Origin of the sequence: Brevundimonas bullata (assembly GCF_014207965.1) — a bacterium.
GTDB lineage: Bacteria > Pseudomonadota > Alphaproteobacteria > Caulobacterales > Caulobacteraceae > Brevundimonas > Brevundimonas bullata_A.
Map to the genome: position 1 here is coordinate 24,534 of NZ_JACHLM010000007.1, position 14,218 is coordinate 38,751.

Annotated in this window: 19 protein-coding genes; 15 read left to right on the forward strand and 4 right to left on the reverse strand. The window is 68.0% G+C overall.

What is annotated here, in order from left to right; all coding sequences use genetic code 11:
- Positions 1–78: 78 nt before the first annotated feature.
- Positions 79–1,410, reverse strand: a complete 1,332-nt coding sequence (locus tag HNP51_RS16895; RefSeq protein ID WP_260400780.1) for a PAS domain-containing methyl-accepting chemotaxis protein — start codon at positions 1,408–1,410, stop codon at positions 79–81.
- 250 nt (positions 1,411–1,660) lie between these two features.
- On the opposite strand from HNP51_RS16895, the gene HNP51_RS16900 reads away from it, so the two are divergent.
- The 4 genes from HNP51_RS16900 (at position 1,661) to HNP51_RS16915 (ending at position 4,496) form a co-directional block, all read left to right on the forward strand.
- Positions 1,661–2,461 (forward strand): EAL domain-containing protein, encoded by an 801-nt coding sequence (locus HNP51_RS16900; protein ID WP_184273569.1) that lies wholly within the window; start codon positions 1,661–1,663, stop codon positions 2,459–2,461.
- 124 nt (positions 2,462–2,585) lie between these two features.
- Positions 2,586–2,873 carry a metalloregulator ArsR/SmtB family transcription factor gene (locus tag HNP51_RS16905; RefSeq protein ID WP_184273567.1) on the forward strand — a complete coding sequence of 96 codons (288 nt, stop codon included), beginning with the start codon at positions 2,586–2,588 and terminating at the stop codon, positions 2,871–2,873.
- Positions 2,870–3,547 carry an SdpI family protein gene (locus HNP51_RS16910; protein ID WP_260398573.1) on the forward strand — a complete coding sequence of 226 codons (678 nt, stop codon included), beginning with the start codon at positions 2,870–2,872 and terminating at the stop codon, positions 3,545–3,547. The genes HNP51_RS16905 and HNP51_RS16910 overlap by 4 nt, the downstream gene beginning before the upstream one ends.
- A 28-nt stretch (positions 3,548–3,575) precedes the next feature.
- The gene (locus HNP51_RS16915; protein ID WP_184273564.1) at positions 3,576–4,496 is read left to right on the forward strand and encodes an alpha/beta hydrolase; all 921 of its coding nucleotides are present in this window, start codon (positions 3,576–3,578) and stop codon (positions 4,494–4,496) included.
- A 172-nt stretch (positions 4,497–4,668) separates the two neighbouring features.
- Here HNP51_RS16915 and HNP51_RS16920 read toward each other — a convergent pair whose 3' ends face one another.
- From HNP51_RS16920 to HNP51_RS16930, 3 genes are all read right to left on the reverse strand, one after another.
- A complete protein-coding gene (locus HNP51_RS16920) occupies positions 4,669–5,403 on the reverse strand; it encodes a prephenate dehydrogenase/arogenate dehydrogenase family protein (RefSeq protein ID WP_184273561.1) in 735 nt (244 codons plus the stop codon).
- Positions 5,400–6,737 (reverse strand): dihydroorotase, encoded by a 1,338-nt coding sequence (locus tag HNP51_RS16925; RefSeq protein WP_184273558.1) that lies wholly within the window; start codon positions 6,735–6,737, stop codon positions 5,400–5,402. Before HNP51_RS16925 ends, HNP51_RS16920 begins: the two co-directional genes overlap by 4 nt.
- Before the next feature lie 77 nt (positions 6,738–6,814).
- Complete coding sequence (locus HNP51_RS16930) at positions 6,815–7,771, reverse strand: glycosyltransferase family 9 protein (protein WP_184273555.1); 957 nt, start codon at positions 7,769–7,771, stop codon at positions 6,815–6,817.
- 61 nt (positions 7,772–7,832) lie between these two features.
- On the opposite strand from HNP51_RS16930, the gene HNP51_RS16935 reads away from it, so the two are divergent.
- From HNP51_RS16935 to HNP51_RS16985, 11 genes are all read left to right on the forward strand, one after another.
- Positions 7,833–8,210 (forward strand): hypothetical protein, encoded by a 378-nt coding sequence (locus HNP51_RS16935; RefSeq protein ID WP_184273552.1) that lies wholly within the window; start codon positions 7,833–7,835, stop codon positions 8,208–8,210.
- Between the two features lie 64 nt (positions 8,211–8,274).
- Positions 8,275–9,003 carry a hypothetical protein gene (locus HNP51_RS16940; RefSeq protein ID WP_184273549.1) on the forward strand — a complete coding sequence of 243 codons (729 nt, stop codon included), beginning with the start codon at positions 8,275–8,277 and terminating at the stop codon, positions 9,001–9,003.
- A gap of 49 nt (positions 9,004–9,052) precedes the next feature.
- Entirely contained in the window at positions 9,053–9,598 is a 546-nt protein-coding gene (locus HNP51_RS16945; RefSeq protein WP_184273546.1) for a hypothetical protein, read from the forward strand.
- A 27-nt stretch (positions 9,599–9,625) separates the two neighbouring features.
- Complete coding sequence (locus HNP51_RS16950) at positions 9,626–10,420, forward strand: folate-binding protein YgfZ (protein ID WP_184273543.1); 795 nt, start codon at positions 9,626–9,628, stop codon at positions 10,418–10,420.
- A gap of 102 nt (positions 10,421–10,522) precedes the next feature.
- Positions 10,523–10,981 (forward strand): hypothetical protein, encoded by a 459-nt coding sequence (locus HNP51_RS16955; RefSeq protein ID WP_184273540.1) that lies wholly within the window; start codon positions 10,523–10,525, stop codon positions 10,979–10,981.
- Positions 10,978–11,178 (forward strand): helix-turn-helix transcriptional regulator, encoded by a 201-nt coding sequence (locus HNP51_RS16960; RefSeq protein WP_184273537.1) that lies wholly within the window; start codon positions 10,978–10,980, stop codon positions 11,176–11,178. Before HNP51_RS16955 ends, HNP51_RS16960 begins: the two co-directional genes overlap by 4 nt.
- 60 nt (positions 11,179–11,238) lie before the next feature.
- On the forward strand, positions 11,239–11,403 hold the full coding sequence (locus tag HNP51_RS16965; protein WP_184273534.1) for a hypothetical protein: 165 nt from the start codon (positions 11,239–11,241) through the stop codon (positions 11,401–11,403).
- 30 nt (positions 11,404–11,433) lie between these two features.
- The gene (locus HNP51_RS16970; protein WP_184273530.1) at positions 11,434–11,589 is read left to right on the forward strand and encodes a hypothetical protein; all 156 of its coding nucleotides are present in this window, start codon (positions 11,434–11,436) and stop codon (positions 11,587–11,589) included.
- 79 nt (positions 11,590–11,668) lie between these two features.
- The gene (locus tag HNP51_RS16975; RefSeq protein ID WP_184273527.1) at positions 11,669–12,643 is read left to right on the forward strand and encodes a TraB/GumN family protein; all 975 of its coding nucleotides are present in this window, start codon (positions 11,669–11,671) and stop codon (positions 12,641–12,643) included.
- A 234-nt stretch (positions 12,644–12,877) separates the two neighbouring features.
- Positions 12,878–13,474, forward strand: coding sequence for a DNA-3-methyladenine glycosylase I (locus tag HNP51_RS16980; protein ID WP_184273523.1), 597 nt, complete (start codon positions 12,878–12,880; stop codon positions 13,472–13,474).
- A complete protein-coding gene (locus HNP51_RS16985) occupies positions 13,474–14,124 on the forward strand; it encodes a ribonuclease HII (protein WP_409360136.1) in 651 nt (216 codons plus the stop codon). The genes HNP51_RS16980 and HNP51_RS16985 overlap by 1 nt, the downstream gene beginning before the upstream one ends.
- Positions 14,125–14,218 lie beyond the last annotated feature (94 nt).

The following is a 14,218-nucleotide window of genomic DNA, read 5'->3' on the forward strand; positions in this document are numbered from 1 at the left end:
CCGATTTACGCGGCATGGGGGCGAGCGGATCAGCCCCCACGGATTTTCTTGCACGAGGATGCGGCGGTCCAGCCTCGCCTAGACCGCAACGGCCAGCGGCTGATCGTCCGTGATCCTGAAGCGCCCGATCAGATCAGTCAGCTCGGCGCAGTCGGCGCGCAGGCTCAGGCTGCCCGATCTCAGCTGCTCGACCATGCCGGCGTTCTGGCGCGTCACCTGGTTCATGTCGGCGATGGCGCTATCGACCTCGACCAGGCGATGGGCCTGATCGGCGGTTGAGGCTCGCACCTCGGTCATCAGGTCGCTGACCTCCTTGATGCCGGAATTGATGGCGGTCAGAGCCTCGCCCGATTGCCGCACCAGGGCCACGCCGTCATCGACCTTGGCGGTGCTTGAGGAAATCAGCAGCTTGATTTCCCGGGCCGAGTCCGCCGAGCGCTGGGCCAGGGCGCGCACCTCCGCCGCCACGACGGCGAAGCCGCGACCGGCCTCCCCGGCCCGCGCAGCCTCGACCCCGGCGTTGAGGGCGAGCAGATTGGTCTGAAAGGCGATCTCGTCCATGACGCCGACAATATCGCCGATGTGGCGCGACGCCCGTTCGATCTCTTCCATCGCGCCCACGGCCCGGCCCAGCACCGCGATGCCGTTTTCCGCCAGGGCGCGTGTCTGCACGACCACGCCGTCGGCGGCGCGTGCATTGTCGGTCGTCTGGCGCACGGTCGCGGCGACCTGGTCCAGCGCGACGGTCGTCTTCTTCAGGCTTTCGTCCTGGCGCTCGGTGCGTCGCATCAGGTCTTCGGCCGAGCCGCTGATGTCGATAGCCCCGGACTGCATCGCCCCGGCGCTGGACCGGATCACCCCCATGGCCGAATCCAGCGACGTGATCGCCTTGTTGAAGTTCGTGCGCAGCAGACGGTAGTTTTCGGGGAAGGGCGTCGTGATCAGATAGGTCAGATCGCCCGCCGCCAGCGCCTCCAGCGCGCCGCCGGCGCCCGACACCGCCGCCGCCTGATTTTGCGCCGCCAGACGATCGCTCTCGGCGCGTCGCGCCCTCTCCTCTTCGGCGGCGGTCACGTCGGTCGCGAACTTGACGACCTTATAGGGCGCGCCCTGCTCGTCGAGGATCGGATTGTAGGTGGCCTCGATGACGACGCGCCGGCCGCCCTTGCCGAACCGGGTGAATTTGTCGGCGATGAACTCGCCGTTGTTCAGGCGCGCCCAGAAGGCGGCGTAGGCCGTCGAGCGCGCCTCGTCCTGATCCAGAAACATCCGATGGTGACGGCCGCGAACCTCGTCGAGGGCGTAGCCCAGCACGTTCAGAAAGTTCTGGTTGGCGGTCAGGACATGGCCCTGAAGGTCGAACTCGATGACGGCCTGGGAGCGTTGCAAGGCGGAGAGCATCGCGCGCATCTCGCGCATTTCCGTTTCAGCCAGCCGTCGGTCGCGCCTACGTGCAAACATGGTCGCCTCGAAACTTCAGCCCGCAGGGCGGACATGGGGCGCGGCTTCTAGGAGCGGGTTCGTTAAGGAAACGTGCTTGTTTCGTCTGGCGTTTCGGTCTGCATCCTGTTCATTTTTTCAGCCCGCCGCCGCCGACTGCAAGATTTCGTAAAGAGGCTCAGCCCTACGCATATATCCAACCAGTAGGGAGCGTGAGCGGATGGCGACGGGATGCGAGGGCTGCCGCGACGGCGCCGGATTCGATCTGCCCTTCTCGATGGCTTTCCAGCCCATCGTCGATATCGCCAACCAGACGATCTTCGCGCACGAGGCCCTGGTGCGCGGCGCGGCTGGCGAAGGCGCCTATTCGGTTCTGAGCCAGGTCGCGGACGACAACCGCTATGCTTTCGACCAGCAGTGCCGGGTCAAGGCCATCGAAATGGCCACCGCCCTGGACCTGCCGCGAGACGGCGCGCGGCTGTCGATCAACTTCATGCCCAATGCGGTCTATGAGCCGCGGGCCTGTATTCGCCTGACGCTGGCGACGGCCATGCGCACCGGCTTTCCGCTCGACCGGATCATCTTCGAGTTCACCGAGGACGAGAAGCTCGACACCAACCACCTGCTGAATATTCTGCGCACCTACCGCGCCATGGGGTTCAAGACGGCGATCGATGATTTCGGCGCCGGCTACGCCGGTCTGGGCCTGCTGTCGAAATTCCAGCCCGACATCGTCAAATTGGATATGGAGCTTATCCGCGACATCGACCGCGATCAGGCCAAGCAGAAGATTGTCAAATCCATGCTCGCCCTGATGTCCGACCTGGGCATCCAGACCATCTGCGAAGGGGTCGAAACCCAGGACGAACTGCGGGCGCTGGAAGACCTGGGCGCCACGCTGATCCAGGGCTACGCCCTGGCCCGACCGGCCTTCGAACGCCTGGTCGGCGCCGACGCCCTATCCGCCCGCACAGGCGCGCTGGGGTTCCAACCTGGGGTGATGGCCGGTTCCGCGGCCTGATCGCAGATCGGTCTCCTGATGCAGGCTTCTTCGGGATCGGCAGGAGTTTCCTGATCGGGAGGCCTTCAACACCCCAAACGAACACGGGTTGCATTTAGGGCTTTTCCTAATTAGCCCTCTCCCTATGAACAGCCTGTTCAAAGCCCTGTCGCATCCGGTGCGGCGACGCATCATCGCCATGCTGCGCTCCGGCCCGCTGTCCTCGGGCGACATCGCAGCCGCCTTCGACATGAGCTGGCCGACGGTCACCGGACACCTGAACGCGTTGAAGGAGGCCGAACTGGTCAGCACCGAACGCGAGGGCCAGTCGATCCGCTATCGGCTGGAGATCTCGGCGGTGGAGGAGGCCCTGGCCTTCCTGATGGACCTGAGCGGAACAGGCAAAACGGATGAGGAGGACAAAGCGCCATGATGAAGAACCCCACCCTGGCCGACACGGCAGCCGCCATCGTCTCGCTTCTGATCCTGACCGGCGCGGTCTGGATCGCAATCTATGGCCCCGAAACGCCGATCCCTGTGCATTTCGACGCCGCTGGGCAGGCCAATCGCTACGGCAGTCGCTACGAGGTCGCGGCGGTTCTGGCGGGACTGGCCTTGCTGAACCTGCTGGTCGCCTGGATGACCGGCCGTCAGGCCGCGTCCGTCGCGGACCCGGTCCGCCGCAAGGGGCTTCAACGCGGGCAATGGCTTTCGGTCCTGATCATGGGGGCGGTCGCCGCCTTCATCGCCTGGGCCAGCCTCGGTCCCGCCGCCGCGTCGGGGGTGAGCCATCCGGGCGTCGCCATGGCCTTCACCGCATTCATCCTGCTGATCACCGGCGCGGTCCTGGGCCGCGTCAGCCCCAACCCCTTCATCGGGGTGAAGACGCCCTGGGCCTACAAGTCGCGTCTGGCCTGGGACCGCTCCAACCGTCTGGCCGGCCGCCTGATGTTCTGGCTGGGGGCCGCCGGCCTGATCGCCAGCCCCTTTGCGCCGCAACCCGCCGGGATGATCACCCTGCTCGCCGCTGTTCTGATCGCCGCCGTCTGGTCTGGGTTCGAGAGCTGGCGCGTCTGGCGCACCGCCCCCGACCGGCAACCCTTCTGATTTCACCTCTCTCAAGACGGAGACGACCATGCTGACCCTCGCCGCCGCCCTGCTGCTCTCGCCGGTTTCGACGCCGGTCCAGTTGGCCTCGACCCCAGCGCCCCTGCACGGAACCCTGCTGACGCCGGAGGGCCAGACGCGCGCCGCCGCCGTCATCCTGCCCGGCTCGGGGCCCACCGACCGTGACGGCAACAGCGCCCAGTTCGGCGTCCGGGCGTCGAACCTGCGTCTGCTGGCCGAGGGCTTGGCAGAGCGCGGTGTCGCCACGATACGCATCGACAAGCGCGGCATAGGTGAAAGCGGCGCCGCCGGTCCCGCCGAAGCCGACCTGCGTTTCAACGCCTATGCGGACGACGCCCGCGCCTGGGCCGCCGAGGCGGCGGCCAAGACAGGCCAGCCCTGCGCCTGGCTGATCGGCCACAGCGAGGGCGCGCTGGTCGCCCTGGCTGCTGTCGCAAACGGCGACGACAAGGTCTGCGGCCTGGTCCTGCTATCCGGCGCGGGGCGTCCGGCGGGCGTGGTGCTGCGCGAACAGCTGGCGGCGGGCCTGCCCGAACCGCTGAAGGCCCGCGCCTATGAGGTCCTGGCCGAGCTTGAAGCCGGCCGCACCGTGGCCGATCCCCCCGCCGAACTGGCCGCCCTGTTCCGCCCCTCAGTCCAGCCCTACCTGATCTCCTGGCTGACGCTGGACCCGGCCAGGCTGGCCGCCGCCTACGACGGCCCGATCTTCATCGGCCAAGGCACGACGGACCTTCAGGTCACGGTGGCCGACGCCGAAGCGATCAAGGCGGCCCAGCCCCGCGCCACGCTCGTCGTCTGGGACGGCGTCAACCACGTGCTGAAAACCGCGCCCGCCGACCGCGCCGCCAACATCGCGACCTATATGGATCCGGCCCTGCCCCTGGCCCCCGGCGTGGTCGAGGCGGTGGCGGGGTTTGTGTTGAAGTAGGCAAACACCTCTCCCTCCCCTTCATGGGGAGGGTGGTCGACGCGAAGCGGCGAGCGGGTGGGGAGGGCATGGCGATACGGAACGCGGTGCTTGAGTTGCCGAAGCGCCCCCACCCGGCTTCGCCTGACGGCTCAGCCACCCTCCCCATGAGGGGGAGGGAGATTGTCGCGCCCTACCCGTCCAGCTCCGCCCTCGCCTGCTCAGCCAGGTCGAAGAACCGCCGCCGCACCTCGGCGGCGTAGGGGTTGTCGTGTTCGATGGCGCGGAACACCGCCGCGCTGTCGTGGCGGACCATGTCGACGCCCTGCATGACGCGCTCAAAGCTGGCCGTGGTCATCCGCGTCGGCAGGGGCTCCATGGCCAGCAGAACCTTGGCGATCAGGTGAGTCAGGCCCTGGACCGTGGCCGCCTCGCGGTCGTGATCCTCGGGCGTGACGACGAAGACCTTCAAACCCAATGCCTTGCGGCAGAAGGCGGCCACGCGCCACGCCGCCTTGTCGCCGCGCACCGGACAGACGCCGATGCGCAGGCCCGCGATGCCGTCCTTGCCGCTCTGAGGCCCGAACAGGGGATGGGTTCCGACGATGCTCACGCCCTCGGGCAGGCCGTCCAGCATGACCTGCGCCGGCTTCACCTTCACCGACCCCACGTCGAGGATCAGGGCGCCCGGCGTCACGGACGGCGCAATGGCCTCAACCGTCTGGGCCAGAACCCCGACCGGCACAGCCAGCACCACCACCGGACAGGCGGCGGCCTCCTCCAGCGGGGTCAGCCGCACTAGCCCCTCGCCGTCGCTGACCGCCGGATCATGGGCGAGGATGTCGAACCACGGCGACAGATGCTTGGCCGTCAGCCGTCCGAAGGCGCCGAAGCCGATCAAACCAAGCTGGGGTTTGGGGCTGGTCACCCCGCCAGCGTTTCCTGGAACCGCACCGGCTGGCCGTGCGCCTGGCCGATCAGTTCGCCGTCCTTCATCACCACCCGGCCGCGCACGATGGTCGCCACCGGCCAGCCCGTGGTCTCGAAGCCGTCGAAGGGGGTCCAGCCGCAGCGCGTGGCCTGCTGGTCGTGGGTGATGGTCTTCTTCGCCTTCAGGTCGACGACGGTCAGGTCGGCGTCATAGCTGACCGCCATTCGCCCCTTGTTGGCCGTACCGAACACGCGCTGCGCTCCACCGGAAGTGAGGTCGATGAAGCGTTCCAGCGACAGACGGCCCTCGGCCACGTGGGTCAGCATCAACGGCACCAGCGTCTGCACCCCCGGCATACCCGACGGCGAGGCAGGATAGGGCTTGGACTTTTCTTCCTTCGTATGCGGCGCGTGGTCCGAGCCGAGCACATCGGCCACCCCCTGCTGCATGCCCCACAACCACAGGGCGTCCACATGCTCCTGCGAGCGGATCGGCGGGTTCATCTGGGCGTAGGCGCCGAGGCGTTCATAGGCCTCGGGCGCGACCAGGGTCAGGTGCTGCGGCGTGATCTCGACGGTGGCGACATCCTTGTGGAAGCGCAGGAACTCCATCTCATCCTTCGTCGTGACGTGCAGGACGTGGATGCGCGCGCCGGTCTCTTTCGCCAGCCCGACCAGACGGCGGGTGGACATGATGGCGCTCTCGGCGTCGCGGACCTCGGGGTGGCTGGTCCAGTCGCCGGTGCGGGCCAGGCTGCGCCGTTCAACCAGTCGGTATTCGTCCTCAGAGTGGAAGGTGGCGCGGCGGCGCACGTTCGACAGGACCTTGCGCACCCCCTCATCGTCGGCGATCAGCAGGTCGCCGGTCGAGGCCCCCATGAAGACCTTGACCCCGCAACAGCCCGGCAGGCGCTCCAGATCGGCCAGATGCTCGGCGTTCTCATGCGTGCCGCCGACGTAGAAGGCGTGATCGGTCCACATCCGGTTGTTGGCCCGGACCAGCTTGTCGGCCATGGTTTCGGGATCGGTCGTGTTGGGGTTGGTGTTCGGCATCTCGAACACGGCGACAACGCCGCCCAGAGCCGCCGCGCGGCTGCCGGTCTCCAGGTCTTCCTTCCATTCCAGACCCGGCTCGCGGAAATGGACCTGGGTGTCGATGACGCCCGGCAGGACGGTCAGGCCCGTGGCGTCGAACACCTCGCCCGCCGACGCCTGGCTCAGGTCGCCGATGAAGGCGATGCGCCCGTCGATGACGCCGACGTCGGCCATGCCGCGTCCAGCATGGTTGGCGACTTCGCCGCCCCGCACGATCAGGTCATAGGTCTGGGTCATTGGCGCATCTCCTGAGGTCGAGGCGCTTATGCGCGCCTGACGCCTCATGGGACAACCCCTCGCCCACTCAGGAAGGGTCAGTCGGCCAGTTGCGCCAGCAGCTTCTTCGACGCCTTCAGCACCCGCTCATAGGGCAGGTCCATCATGTGCTGGATGTGCTGGTTCAGGCGCGGGTCCATGTCGATGAACTCCTGCAGGCTGCGCGGGCCGCGCACCGCCACCCCGGTCCAGGGACGACGCAGGGCCTCGTCCGAGGGACCGAACACCCCCACCGCCGGCACGCCCGCCGCCACCGCCAACTGGGTCCACAACGAGTCGCCGCCGATATAGAAGTCCGCCCGCGACAGGGCCGCCACCGTCTGCAGCCGCGTCAGCCGCCCCTGCAGCTCGATCACCCGCTCGCGCTTGACGGCGAAGCGGATCGAGTGGGCCGCGTCGCGGTCGGCCTCTTCGCCGACGATCATCAGCCGCCCCCCGGCCAGAGGTCCGCCCTCGCCCAGCAGCGACAGGGCGACCTTGGCGTAACGGTCGGCCGGCCAGCGCTTGCCGATCCAGTCCACGCCCGGCCCGATGGCCAGGATCGGGCCGTCGCCGGGCGGGATCAGGGCGTCGGCGGCTTCCTGCGTGTCGCGCCCGACGAACAGTTTCGGCGCCGGAATCTCGTCCAGTTGCAGCACCCGCGCCGCCTGCTCGACCAGATGGACGTCGGGCAAGACCTTGCCCTTCACCGCCCGCTTCTGGCGCCGCAGCTTGCCCGACAGCGTCGAGCCGCGCATGTCGACCACCAGACCCCAGTGGGTCTCGCGCACCTGGTTCCACAGGGCGATCCAGTCCCAGCGCCCGTCGCGGTCCAGGACGATCAGCCGCTCCAGCCGAGGCAGGTCCGCAAACAGGGGGGCGCTGGCCGCCGAACCGACGACGGTGAAGGTGGCCTGCGGGATGGCCTCGACCAGATGGGCGAGCGCCCCCGACGAGAGGACCGCGTCTTCTGCGTCCGCCTCGGCGATATAGAGGATCGGGAAACGCCCATGCATGAGACGACCCTAGAGGGATTCTCTACGGAATTCAGCGTAGATAAGACGTGACGCGGGTTCCGTGAGCGAAGTTCGCCCTGACCGCTGGCCTTTGCGCCCTGCTGTTCACCTGGCCTTCGCCTGGATCTCGCTGAAGCTGGAGAGGAAGCGGATCGACCGCGAAACCCTGCGCACGCCGTTTTTCGCCCAGTGCTACCTCTCCGGCGCCACCGCCATCCTGGTCAGCCTGGGCGCCGCGGGCATCCGCTATCCCAGCGAGACGGCCACCTTGGCCGGGCTGGCCGTGATCGCGGCCACCACCCTCTGGTACCTGGTCATCCAGCAGCGTTGGCTGATGCGTCTGGACGGCGTGGGCGCCGTGCGCGCCGGGCTCTGGGGCCTGGGCGGGTTCACCCTCTCGACCTGCCTGGTTTTCGCCTTCGGCTGGCTGCTGTCCTGACCACAGTCCCGCCTTGCGCTCCCACGGGCGCGATGCGATCCATGCGGCAAGCAGCGGGGACCTCATGAGCGAACAGGAACAGTCGGCCAAGCCGACGCCGGCACAGACTGTCCACGACCTGTCCGAAGACGCGCTGGGCTTCGGATCGACGGAGTTGCGCACCGTGCGCGATCTCCTGCTCCGCCCTCGTATCGTGCTCGAAAGCTGGATGACGTTGGGCGCGACGGGCGGCGGGCTCTACGCCCGGCCTCTGCGCCTCTACCTGGCGCTCAACGCCATTCTCATGCTGGCGCTCTTCCTCAGCGGCGGATCGGGTCACATGATCACCGCCCTGCCCCCCGAAATGCTGAACCCGCTGATCGAAACCTCGGGCAAGAGCCGCGACGCCTTCCTGGCCGACGCCGACGGGTGGATGACGCTGTTCATGGTGCCCCTGCTGTCGGCGCTATACGTCATGGCGATCGCGCCCCTGCTGCGCTGGTGGGACCCGGAGAACCTCGGCTGGCGCCGCGGACTGCGCGCCGGCTTCGCCTTCCTCAACGCCTGGACCCTGCTGCTCCTGCCGATATCCTGGCTGCTCTACGGTCAGGGATGGGCCGCCCTGATCGCCTCAATCGCCATGTGGGTGATGGGGATCGCCACCTTCCTGCGCATGGGCAAGGGTCGCTGGTATCGGACGACGGGGCCCGGTGTCGGCAAGGCCCTGGTCGCCCTGATCGCCCTCTATGCGATCAGCCTCGTCGGCGGCATGGCCATCACGGCCATCGGGCTGGCGGCGGGTCTGTGGTTCTGACCTCGGATCGGCGGGCGCATTTCCGAACGCGATAGGCTAAGGCCGCGTCATGAGCCTTCCCCTTCTGCCCGACCGGACCTGCGGCGGCTGCGTCGAGTGCTGCCGCATGATCCCGCTGAACCTGCCCGAACTGGCCAAGCCGACAGGCGAGCTGTGCGGCTATTGCGTCGACGGCGCGGGCTGCTCGGTGCATGAGGTCCGGCCCCAGACCTGCCGCGTCTGGTTCTGCCTGTGGCGCGCGGTGGAGCTGTCCGACGACTGGCGGCCCGACCGCAGCGGCGTCATCATCCGCCCCGACGGCGTCGAGCGCGGCGAGATCACCCTCTATGTCGTGCGCCGCTCCGACTTCCTGACGGGCATGGATTTCTTCGCCACGGTCGCCGGCTGGATCGCCGAGGGGATCGAGGTGGCTCTCAGCGTGCCTGGTCCGGTCGGGACCTATCCGGCCCGCGCCGTCGTCACCGACTGGCTGCGTCCCGCCGTCGAGGAGGGCGATCCTCAGGACTTCGTCGCGCGCGTCGTCGCCTCGCTGGACAAGCTGGCCGAGCATGACTTTCAGCCCGACGGCGTCACGGCGCGGTATGCGGTGGTGTGAAGGCCTCCTCCTCCCTATCTTGGCCGCATGTCCATCGCCCGCCTCGACAGCCGCGCCCTGATCCGCGTCACCGGCCCTGACGCCCGCCCCTTCCTTCACAACCTGCTGACTCAGGACGTGGAGACGCTGGAACCCGGCGCCCTGCGCTTCGGCGCGCTTTTGTCCCCGCCCGGTCGGCTGCTGTTCGACCTCTTCATCTGGGGCGAGGAGAACGGCGTGGTCCTGGATGTCGCCGCCGAGCGGCGCGACGCCCTGGTCCAGCGTTTGTCGATTTATCGGCTGCGCTCCAACGTCGAGGTCATGCCCATCCCCGACGCCGTCTTCGTCGCCTGGGGCGGCGACCTCTCCGAGGGCTTCATCCCCGACCCCCGCCTGCCCGCGCTCGGCGGTCGCCGCTGGGGCGATCAATGCGAGACCGACGCGACAGAGGCCGACTGGCAGGCCCACCGCCTGAGCCTCGGCGTGCCCGATCCCACGGCGGACACGCTGCTGGACAAGACCTATCCCATCGAGGCCGACTTCGACCTGCTGAACGGCATCGACTTCCACAAGGGCTGCTTCATCGGTCAGGAGACGACCTCGCGCATGAAGCGGCGCGGCACGATCAAGAACCGCATGATGGCCATCGCCTTTGACGGCCCCGCCCCCGAGCGCGGCGCAGAGGTGCTGAACGGCGAACTTCGGGCCGGCGAGGTCATGACGGGCGCCGACGGGCGCGCCATCGCCCTGATGCGTCTAGACCGTCTGGAGGGCGATCTGAGCGTCGATGGCCGCGCTGTCACCGTCGAAAAGCCGATCTGGATCCCTGAATTTCAAGGCTAACTTCAGGAAAACGGAAAATCTGCTTGTCATGATGTAAAAGTCGCTTGACGAAGAACGCGGCGTTGGTAAAGTTCACTTGTCACAGAGACAGGGGAGCTTGCCATGAACACCGCAACCAAGGCCGCCGCCGCCAACAAGAAGAAGATGGACGACCTGACCGTGGGCCTGTGCGCTCTGGTGGTCGTCTCCTCCGGCCTGACCGTCGCCACGCCCTTCTGGCCCGCCCAACTGGGCAACGCCCCGCAACTGGGCGTGGTCCTCCTGGCCGCCGCCGTCGCCGTCTTCTCGGCCATCCACAGCCTCCACTGGTGGCGCGCCCTCGATGAAGCCGCCAAGGAAGCCCACAAGTGGGCCTGGTGGTGGGGCGGCAACTTGGGCCTGGTCGTTGGCGGCGCCGGCGTCGTAGCCGCGACCTTGATGGGCTTGGACGTGAACCTGCTGCCCGCTTTTGTGCAGCGCTCGGACGCGGCCCTGGTCGCTACCGGCGTGCTGGGCGTCTTCGCAGCGCAAGCCGTCGGCTACGGCCTCGCCTGGTGCGGCTGGTGGATGGCCCGCCGATGACCAGCGAGTTCGTCAACCGCCTCAAGGTCTGCCGCGCCGAGCGCAACTGGACCCAGGCCGATCTCGCTGAACAACTCGGCGTCTCCCGTCAAACCGTCCAGGCGCTGGAAAAGGGCCGCTACGACCCCTCCCTGCCCCTGGCCTTCCGCATCGCCCGCCTCTTCGGCCGACCGATCGAAGCCATCTTCGTTCAGTGATTTCGGCGAGCCCCGCGCTCGCCAATCCTCAAAACACACAGACATTCAAAGGACTAACCAATGACCTGCGCCAACCGCATGGGCCAAGCGGCCAAACACGTCTCCGATTTCGCCCTGGGCGTCTGCGGCGCCCTGCTGATCAGCCTCGCCGTCATGCTGATCCCCAGCCCTGGCCAGGCCGCCGCCTGGTTCGACGCTCCCGCCGCCTCCGTCGCCGCCCACTAAGCCCCACAGCTCATTTTCAGGATCAGACCCATGTTCAACCTCTACTCCGCCATCGTCGAACGTTTCTCGGGCTTCGCTCTCGGCGTCTGCGGCGCCTTCCTGATCGCCACGGCCATCGAGGCCGTCCCCACCTTCGGCCACAGCCAGCCCGCCGCTGTCATCGCCGCTGTCTCGACCCCGCACTGATCTTTCAGCCCTCCGGCTGACGTATTCGCCGACCTGATCGGCGCCCTTTCCAGACACCCCGCAATCCAAGGACGATCCAATGACCCTCGCCAACCGCATGGGCCGTACGGCCAATCACGTCTCGCGCCTGGCCTTCGGCGCCTGCGCCGCCCTGGCCGCCAGCGCCGTGCTGGCCGCCTTCCCCGGCGCCGCCCATGCCCAGAACGCCGCCGCTGTCGCTGTCGCTGCCGCCCCCATCCCCCGCGCCGAGGGCGCCGGTCCGCCGCTGTGGGTGGTCAAGGACGCGGACTCCACCGTCTATCTGTTCGGCACGATCCACTATCTGCGCCCCGGCACGGCCTGGGGTTCGGACAAGGTGGACGCCGCCTTCGCCGAAGCCGACCAGTTCTGGGTCGAGGTCGCCGATCAGGACGATCCCACCGTCGCCGCCCGGGTGGCCCAGCAGCACGGCGTCACCCCCGACCGCCCCCTGTCGTCGATCCTGTCGGCCGAGAACTTCGCCGCCTTCGACAAGGCCGCCCAGGGCGTGGGCGCCAGCGGCGCGGCCATGGACGCCTATCGCCCCTGGCTGGCCGCCTTCGTGGTCGCCGGCACCGCGCCGCTTCAGGCCGGCTATCGCCCCGACGCCGGGGTGGACAAGACCCTGATGGAGCGGGCCCGCGCCGAGGGCAAGACCATCCACGGCTTCGAGACCGCCGACATCCAGCTACGCCTGATCGCCGGCATGAGCGAAGAGGCCCAGATCGCCTATCTGAACAACTATGTCCGCCACGGCGGCCAGATCGTGCCCAAGCTGGATCAGACCGTCGCCGCCTGGCTCAAGGGCGACGCCGCCGAGGTCGGACGCCTCAACCGCCTCGACACCCGCGACATCCACGAAGACGTCCACCGCGCCGCCCTGATCGTCCGCAACGCCGACTGGACCGACCAGATCGAGACGATGATGAAGGGCTCCGGCAGCGCCTTCGTCGCCGTCGGCGCCGCTCACCTGGCCGATCAGGACAGTCTCATCGACATGCTGAAGGCGCGCGGCTTCACGGTCGAGCGGCTGTAGGTTTCGCCTTCGACCAAGCGACAAGTCCGGCGGAAACGCCGGGCCTTTTCGCGTCACCCCTCCTTCCGTCATCCCGGCCGGAGCCTCGCGGAGCGAGGCGCAGAGCCGGGACCGCCCAAGACGCTGACCGTCCGCGTTTCTTGCGGTCCCGGATAGCGGCTACGCCGCTTCCGGGATGACGGGGGTTGTTGCTTTCGCCCTTGCGCCACCAGAACATTCCAGCAACATCCTCCCATGACCGAATCCGAAAAGGCCGAGGGCCGCTGCGGCTGGTGCGGGACGACCGACCCGCTCTACATCGCCTATCACGACACCGAATGGGGCGTGCCCGAGTACGATCCCCGCGCCCTGTGGGAGAAGCTGGTGCTGGACGGCTTTCAGGCCGGACTGGCCTGGATCACCATCTTGAGAAAGCGCGAGGGGATGCGCGAGGCCTTCCACGGCTTCGATCCCGAGATCATCGCCCGCTACGACGACGCCGACCGCGCCCGCCTGCTGGCCGACCCGCGCATCATCCGCTCACGCGCCAAGATCGAGGCCGCCATCAACGGCGCCCGGATATGGCTGGAGATGAGGGACAAGGGCGAGGACTTCTCCGCCTGGCTCTGGTCCTTCGTCGACGGACAGCCGCTGGTGAACCAATGGAGCCATTTCCGCGAGGCCCCGACCCAGACCGCCGAAAGCGTCGCCATGGCCAAGGCTCTGAAGGCGCGCGGCTTCAAATTCTGCGGCCCGGTCATCACCTACGCCTTCATGCAGGCCGTCGGCATGGTCAACGACCACCAGACGACGTGCTTCCGCCACGCAGAGGTTCGTGGCACTGACGCGTGATGAAGCCGTCCAAAGCCTCCGCCAAGATCGACCGTCCCTTCCCCACCCTGATGCTGGAGCTTGAGGCCCGCGCGACCTGGAACGGTCACGTCTGCGGCGTGGACGAGGCGGGGCGCGGGCCCTGGGCCGGGCCGGTGTCGGCCGCGGCGGTGATCCTGAACCCCGACGACCTGCCGCCCGGTATCGATGATTCCAAGGCCCTGACCGAAAAGCGCCGGGCCGCGCTGGAACCCGAGATCAAGGCCCGCGCCCTGGCCTGGGGCGTCGGCTTCGCCTCGGTCGAGGAGATCGACGAGCTGAACATCCTGCACGCCACAGGCCTGGCCATGCGCCGCGCGGTCGAGGCCCTGGCCCATGCGCCGGTTCACGCCCTGGTGGACGGCAACTATCGCTTCAAGCTGCCCTGCGCGGTGACGCCCGTGGTCAAGGGCGACAGCCGCTCCCTGTCGATCGCGGCGGCCTCCATCCTGGCCAAGACGGCGCGTGATCGGCTGATGATCGAGATGGATACGACCTATCCAGGCTACGGCTTCGCCAGCCACAAGGGCTATAACGCCCCCATCCACCAGCAGGCCCTGAAGACCCTCGGTCCCTGCCCCGCGCATCGCCGCAGCTGGGCGCCGATCAAGGCTCTGCTGGAAGCGGCTTAAAAAGCGACCGTCATCCCGGCCGCAGCGAAGCGGAGAGCCGGGACCGCTGCACACTCTAGGGTCAGCGCTTCTTGCGGTCCCGGATGGCGGCTGC

Excerpts from the sequence above, each read along its gene's own strand:
- HNP51_RS16960 (WP_184273537.1), top strand. The coding sequence starts at position 10,978 with ATGACCAGCGAGTTCGTCAACCGCCTCAAGGTCTGCCGCGCCGAGCGC.
- HNP51_RS16925 (WP_184273558.1), bottom strand. The coding sequence starts at position 6,737 with ATGACCCAGACCTATGACCTGATCGTGCGGGGCGGCGAAGTCGCCAAC.
- HNP51_RS16950 (WP_184273543.1), top strand. The coding sequence starts at position 9,626 with ATGTCCATCGCCCGCCTCGACAGCCGCGCCCTGATCCGCGTCACCGGC.
- HNP51_RS16900 (WP_184273569.1), top strand. The coding sequence starts at position 1,661 with ATGGCGACGGGATGCGAGGGCTGCCGCGACGGCGCCGGATTCGATCTG.
- HNP51_RS16895 (WP_260400780.1), bottom strand. The coding sequence starts at position 1,410 with ATGCGCGCGATGCTCTCCGCCTTGCAACGCTCCCAGGCCGTCATCGAG.
- HNP51_RS16965 (WP_184273534.1), top strand. The coding sequence starts at position 11,239 with ATGACCTGCGCCAACCGCATGGGCCAAGCGGCCAAACACGTCTCCGAT.
- HNP51_RS16955 (WP_184273540.1), top strand. The coding sequence starts at position 10,523 with ATGAACACCGCAACCAAGGCCGCCGCCGCCAACAAGAAGAAGATGGAC.
- HNP51_RS16910 (WP_260398573.1), top strand. The coding sequence starts at position 2,870 with ATGATGAAGAACCCCACCCTGGCCGACACGGCAGCCGCCATCGTCTCG.
- HNP51_RS16985 (WP_409360136.1), top strand. The coding sequence starts at position 13,474 with ATGAAGCCGTCCAAAGCCTCCGCCAAGATCGACCGTCCCTTCCCCACC.
- HNP51_RS16930 (WP_184273555.1), bottom strand. The coding sequence starts at position 7,771 with ATGCATGGGCGTTTCCCGATCCTCTATATCGCCGAGGCGGACGCAGAA.
- HNP51_RS16945 (WP_184273546.1), top strand. The coding sequence starts at position 9,053 with ATGAGCCTTCCCCTTCTGCCCGACCGGACCTGCGGCGGCTGCGTCGAG.
- HNP51_RS16970 (WP_184273530.1), top strand. The coding sequence starts at position 11,434 with ATGTTCAACCTCTACTCCGCCATCGTCGAACGTTTCTCGGGCTTCGCT.
- HNP51_RS16915 (WP_184273564.1), top strand. The coding sequence starts at position 3,576 with ATGCTGACCCTCGCCGCCGCCCTGCTGCTCTCGCCGGTTTCGACGCCG.
- HNP51_RS16975 (WP_184273527.1), top strand. The coding sequence starts at position 11,669 with ATGACCCTCGCCAACCGCATGGGCCGTACGGCCAATCACGTCTCGCGC.
- HNP51_RS16940 (WP_184273549.1), top strand. The coding sequence starts at position 8,275 with ATGAGCGAACAGGAACAGTCGGCCAAGCCGACGCCGGCACAGACTGTC.
- HNP51_RS16905 (WP_184273567.1), top strand. The coding sequence starts at position 2,586 with ATGAACAGCCTGTTCAAAGCCCTGTCGCATCCGGTGCGGCGACGCATC.
- HNP51_RS16980 (WP_184273523.1), top strand. The coding sequence starts at position 12,878 with ATGACCGAATCCGAAAAGGCCGAGGGCCGCTGCGGCTGGTGCGGGACG.